Origin of the sequence: Pseudoalteromonas sp. MelDa3 (genome assembly GCF_002863625.1) — a bacterium.
Lineage (GTDB): Bacteria > Pseudomonadota > Gammaproteobacteria > Enterobacterales > Alteromonadaceae > Pseudoalteromonas > Pseudoalteromonas arctica.
The window spans coordinates 1-5,927 of the sequence record NZ_PJBR01000134.1 but is presented as its reverse complement, the minus strand read 5'-3'; the positions used below and the strand labels follow the sequence as shown (position 1 = coordinate 5,927).

4 protein-coding genes are annotated in these 5,927 nt (G+C 36.7%); 3 read left to right on the top strand and 1 reads right to left on the bottom strand.

The genetic code is table 11. The features are described 5' to 3' along the window. Positions 1 to 84: 84 nt before the first annotated feature. Positions 85 to 1,137, bottom strand: a complete 1,053-nt coding sequence (pyrC, locus tag CXF89_RS17900) for a dihydroorotase (RefSeq protein ID WP_024606980.1) — start codon at positions 1,135 to 1,137, stop codon at positions 85 to 87. Positions 1,138 to 1,427: 290 nt separating this feature from the next. Between pyrC and CXF89_RS17895 the strand changes: the two genes are divergently transcribed. The 3 genes from CXF89_RS17895 to CXF89_RS17885 all read left to right on the top strand — a co-directional run bounded on the left by CXF89_RS17895 (position 1,428) and on the right by CXF89_RS17885 (position 5,912). Then, complete coding sequence (locus CXF89_RS17895) at positions 1,428 to 3,797, top strand: GGDEF domain-containing protein (protein WP_121955355.1); 2,370 nt, start codon at positions 1,428 to 1,430, stop codon at positions 3,795 to 3,797. A 408-nt stretch (positions 3,798 to 4,205) separates the two neighbouring features. Next, the gene (locus tag CXF89_RS17890; RefSeq protein WP_002961689.1) at positions 4,206 to 5,093 is read left to right on the top strand and encodes a LysR family transcriptional regulator; all 888 of its coding nucleotides are present in this window, start codon (positions 4,206 to 4,208) and stop codon (positions 5,091 to 5,093) included. 54 nt (positions 5,094 to 5,147) lie between these two features. Beyond that, positions 5,148 to 5,912 (top strand): YdcF family protein, encoded by a 765-nt coding sequence (locus CXF89_RS17885; protein WP_121955354.1) that lies wholly within the window; start codon positions 5,148 to 5,150, stop codon positions 5,910 to 5,912. The last annotated feature ends 15 nt before the right edge of the window (positions 5,913 to 5,927 follow it).

Here is a 5,927-nt window from a genome sequence, read left to right as displayed (position 1 = left end):
ATAACGCTTCAATAACATCAAAAATACAAACAAAAAAGCCGCTTTAAAAATTAAGCGGCTTTTGGTTTAAATATAAAATATTAACTATTTAACAGACCAATCAATAGTATCTTCTGCTTTTATAGGCACAACTTCAGAGTCGCCTAGGGTATAACTTGCAGGTACGTCCCATGGTTTTCTTTGTAATGTTATTGTATCGGCATTACGCGGCAACTCATAAAAGTCAGGACCAAAGTGGCTTGCAAATCCTTCAAGCATGTCCAAAGCTCCCGCTTCTTCGAATGCTTCAGCGTATAACTCAATAGCGGCATGGGCCGTATATGCACCAGCACAACCACAAGCAGCTTCTTTTTTATCTTTATAATGTGGTGCAGAATCAGTTCCTAAGAAAAACTTTTTATTTCCACTTATAGCTGCGGCCATTAATGCTTGCTGGTGAATGTTACGTTTGAGGATTGGCAAACAGTAATAATGTGGGCGAATTCCACCCGCTAACATATGATTACGATTATAAAGTAAATGATGAGCTGTAATTGTTGCTGCTACATTGCTAGGTGCATTAACTACAAACTCTACTGCATCTTTAGTTGTAATATGCTCTAGTACAATTTTAAGTTCAGGAAAGTCACTTACCACATCCCCTAAAATCGTCTCTAAAAATACTTTTTCACGGTCAAAAATATCAATTGATGAATCAGTAACTTCTCCGTGTACTAACAGCAACATACCTACTTCTTGCATTGCTTTTAAAACCGGGTAAATATTTTTGACTGATGTAACACCCGAATCAGAATTGGTTGTAGCGCCAGCAGGATACAGCTTTGCAGCTACTATTTTACCCGTTGCTTTTGCTTTCTTTATTTCATCTGGTGTCGTTTTATCAGTAAGGTAAAGTACCATTAAAGGCTCAAAGGCACCTTGTGGGCCTGCTGCCATAATACGTTCTCGATAAGAAAGAGCGGTATCAGTACATGTTGCCGGCGGAACAAGGTTTGGCATAATAATAGCGCGACCCATGTATCTGCTAATGTCTCGTACAGTATCCTTTAGCTGGTCGCCATCACGTAAATGTACATGCCAGTCATCTGGGCGAGTGATAGTAAGGGTTGTTACAGAGTTTGTATTATTGCTTGTCATTACTTTATTCCAAGGCTGAATTTATCCGATCATAGGCATATGATGTTTTCGAGTAAAGATTTTATTAAAAATAATGCATATGCTAATGACATTACCGAGTTGTGTAATTAAAGCTTAATACTCCAATTCAATTGGGATTAGCTATTGTTATTACTTACAATTAATTAAAGTCATTCGTCATAATAATTTACAGCCAATTAAAACCACTCATCGCTTTATTTTGTACAAAATCCAAGATTAGGTTAACTTAGCTACGTATTTAAAAATAAAAAGAATAATATAAATTGCCTATGTCTTACAAAAATGATTCCTCAAGAGCACTTGAGATAAAAACTGATCAACTGAGTATTATCAATCAATTTTCATCAAGCTTATTGCAACTAGACACACTAGACGAGCTATTTGAGTATGTTACAACGCACGTTGTTAACCGTTTAGGATTTGTTGATTGCGTTATTTACCTTGCCGATAACAATGCTTATACATTAAATCAAGTTGCCTCGATGGGTATTGCTCACGCCCGTGACAAATATCAAGCCGAACGTAAAGTAATACGTTTTAGTGAAGGAATTACTGGGGCTGTTGCAACTACTGGTAAAGCCGTAATTATCGATGATGTAACAAAAGATAGCCGTTATATCGCAGATGAGCGCCCTGCCCAATCAGAACTATGCGTCCCTCTTATATATAAAGAACAAGTTTTAGGTGTTATTGATTGTGAGCACCCTATTAAAAGCTACTTTACAAACGCACATCTTGAAATTCTTACAACAGTTGCCCACTTACTCAGTGCTAAAATTAACCAGGTAAATACGGTAAATAACTTACAAAAAACAGTTGAGCAACTTAACAACGCACAAAAATTAGAAAATAGCTTATTACAAATAGCCAACCTAACCTACAAAGCTAACGACTTAGATACCTTCTTTGAAGCTTTGCATTCAATTATCAATAACTTACTTCGTGCTGATAACTTTTTTATCGCTTTATATGACAAAAAAGTAGATATACTTGACCTTGTTTATATAGTCGAAGAAGGCATAAACACCAAAACACATCAAAAAATATCTAAAGAACAGCTAAAAGACACTGCTTCATATTACCTACTGCAAACAGAGCAAACCTTATTACTCAATAAAGATGCCTTTCAAAGTCATATAGATAACGGTGATTTTAAAATGGTAGGCAGACAATCAGAGTCGTGGTTGGGTGTTCCATTTAAAACAAGTGATCGTATAAGCGGTGTTATTGTTGTACAAAGCTACGATAAAACACTGCAATACAACGAACACGACAGCGCTCTTCTAACTTACGTAAGTCGCCAAATAAGTATGGCGATTGATAGACAACTAGCCCGACAAGAGCTCGAGCATAAAGCATTGCATGACGAGCTTACCGGCCTTGCTAACCGCTCATTACTCATTGAAAGAATAAAGCATGCTATTTTACGTTTAACGCGTGCTAAAAAAAGTACTAGCCATGCCCTGCTGTATCTAGATTTTGATCGTTTTAAAAGTATAAATGATTCGCTAGGGCATGAAGTCGGAGACCATTTTCTTATAAAAATATGCGACTTAATTAAAAGTACAGTACGAAGCACCGATACATTTGCTCGTTTAGGCGGTGATGAATTTGCTATTTTTATGGAAAATATCACACATAAAAACCAAGTTAATGAAGCTTTAAACAGAATTAAAAGCGCATTATCAAAACCTCTTAATGTAGATAGCCACTTACTTCAAGCCTCTACTAGTATTGGTATTGCCTATACCGACAACATAAACGATAAAGCTTATATATTACTGCAACAAGCTGATGCTGCTATGTATGAAGCAAAATCCACCGGGCGTGGACAAGTTAAGTTTTTTAATAACACGATGCGTAAAAAACTTAAAACCCATGCCGATATCGAAAACGACTTGCAACACGGTATAGAACACAACGAATTTGAACTCTATTTTCAGCCAATTTTTACAATTACCACAAGTGAAGTTATCGGATTTGAAGCACTAGTGCGCTGGCATCATCCTAAAAAAGGATTTGTACCACCTAATGATTTTATACCGATAGCTGAAACTACAGGGCAAATTATAAATCTTGATTTACATTTACTTGATTTAGCCGCTCAGCAGATTTCTAATTGGCACCAGCAAGGTCATCGCTTTTTGAAAGTAACGGTTAATGTATCGTCACGACATTTTGCAAGCCTCGATTTTGTAGCGCAAATACATTCTATTTATAATAAATACCAATTACCTCTGGGTTCTTTATGTTTAGAAATTACCGAATCAGGCTTAATAGAAAATCTAGAACTCGCCACTCAAATAATAGAAGGTCTTTCACCTTTAAAAGTAAAATTGTGCCTTGACGATTTTGGAACGGGTTATTCAGCACTGGGCTACTTGCACCAACTGCCTATTCATATTTTAAAAATAGATAAAAGCTTTATTGACCACCTACAAGATTCCACCAACCCACTTGTTGAAGCCATTTTATCACTTGCGCAATCATTAAAACTTGAAGTTGTTGCTGAAGGGATAGAAACACTTGAACAATTAGCCATTTTACAATCCACCGCGTGCGACTATGGCCAAGGTTTTTTAAAGTCAAAACCGGTCACAGCCAAAGAAGCCATATTACTTATTAATAAGCCTTTATAAAAAGAGCCAGCGAGTTGGTCGCTGGCTTAGGTATTACGTATATACTCATCCATTAAACTAAAGCTAAAAAGCAAAATGACTTTAGTTTTTAAACCACAACCTAAAGTAACCATTCCCCACCCCACACAGTTATTTATATAGTCAAAATTCACACTGAGGTGAAGCACACCGCAATCGATATACTTAAAATACAACATGAAGCAAACTCATCTAAAACTCATCAAACCAGTTTTTGAATGACTTTTATCGTTACTAATTCTAATATTTTCGCGATTCATAGCAACAAACTGCAATAAACCACAATAAACCGCAAAATTTTAGCCATCTAGACGTTGAAACGTTTTTTGTATAGGCGTAGTATGTGGTTAATCTGAGCTGAACTCACTTTTCCCATGAGAATTTTTAAAGATGATTGGTATTAAACATTTAAAAACCATAGCAACCCTAAAAGAAACAGGATCTTTGGTTAATACAGCACGAGAGTTATTTTTGACACAGTCTGCTTTATCTCATCAAATCAAAGATTTAGAGAATAAATTAGATTGCCAATTATTTGAGCGTAAAACTCAACCAGTCCGCTTTACCCCTCAGGGAATGCTATTACTTGAGTTAGCTCACGAAATATTACCAAAAATGGAAGCGACTAAATGCCGTTTGAAAGAAAGCTTAAATCAGCCTATTTCTCAACTGCGTTTAAGTGTGGAATGCCATGCATGTTTTCATTGGTTATTGCCTACTATTAAAGAATTTAATAACTTTTGGCCTGATATAAAAATTGATTACGAGCGCGGCTTTAGTTACGACGCTATTCCTGACTTACTAAGCGATGAGCTAGATTTAGTTTTAACATCTGACATACGTGAACCCGACACATTAGAATACGCGCACTTATTTGATTTTAAATTGAAGCTTATTGTGGCACCGGATCATGAACTTGCTAAAAAAGCGTATGTAACAGCGCTTGATTTAAAAAACGAAACTATTATTTCATACCCTATCCCGCGTGAACGCCAAGATATATTTAAGCATTTCATTCAAAATGCACGTTTTGACGGTACGTTAAAAACGGTTGACCAAGGATTACTTATTTTTCAACTAGTAAGTGCCGGCATGGGCGTTGCCGCTTTACCTGATTGGCTAGTTACACCTTATGAAAGCCAAGGCTTAATTAAATCAATTCCTTTGGGCGCTCTTGGCCTTACTCGTCCTATGTATTTAGCGATGAAAAAAGACATGAAAGATAACCCTGTTTATCGTCACTTTTTAAATACGTGTAAGCTAAATAACGGTCGATAATCATCAATATAATGAGTAATATCGCTGTAATTAACCCTACAGCGTTTAACTCTTATGTTTGTTATTAAAAAAATGATTGGTGGCTTACTTATGCCACTGCCTCTATTTGGTTTATTTGCGTGCCTGATGCTCCTACTCGCATTTAAAGGCCGCAAATCAGCTCTCTTCTTATCTACTTTAAGCTTAATTGTATTACTTGCATTGAGCACGCCCTTTATCGCCAATTTAATTATCCAAAATAATGAACCTGCGTCGCTTGCATTTAATACCCTAAAGCATCCAAAAATAGACAAAATAGTTGTACTAGGTTGCGATATAAACCCAAATCCTGCACTCAGTGCTAATAATCAATTAGGCAATTGTGCGCTAACGCGCTTAGTAGAAGGTGTAAAGCTAGCAAAGCACTACCCTAATGCAGAGCTTATAGTGTCAGGCGGGGGTTATCAAAATATCACTAATAGCGGGCTTATGTATCAAACGGCAATTAGTTTAGGTGTTAATAAGAGTCGTATATTCCAAAACCCAAAAGCAATGGATACAGGTGAAGAAGCTAAGTTACTGGCATCAAAATTAGTCGACTTTAAAGTTGCACTAGTAACATCTGTACTGCACATGCCACGCGCAAAAGACTTATTTAATGCTCAAGGTATTGAAGTCATAACCGCAGCCACTGATTATCATAATTTTGCTGCACTTCCATGGAGCAAACAGTTTATTCCCAATGCTCATGCCTTACTTGTGGTTACGCAATACAGTCACGAAGTAGTAGGAAACACATGGATAAGTTTGCGCCGCTGGATAGATCCAGAGGCGCTGTAACTCATTTCGTCTAAC

Bases quoted from the DNA above. Each gene is read 5' to 3' on its own strand.
- pyrC (WP_024606980.1), bottom strand. From the start codon at position 1,137: ATGACAAGCAATAATACAAACTCTGTAACAACCCTTACTATCACTCGC.
- CXF89_RS17895 (WP_121955355.1), top strand. From the start codon at position 1,428: ATGTCTTACAAAAATGATTCCTCAAGAGCACTTGAGATAAAAACTGAT.
- CXF89_RS17890 (WP_002961689.1), top strand. From the start codon at position 4,206: ATGATTGGTATTAAACATTTAAAAACCATAGCAACCCTAAAAGAAACA.
- CXF89_RS17885 (WP_121955354.1), top strand. From the start codon at position 5,148: ATGTTTGTTATTAAAAAAATGATTGGTGGCTTACTTATGCCACTGCCT.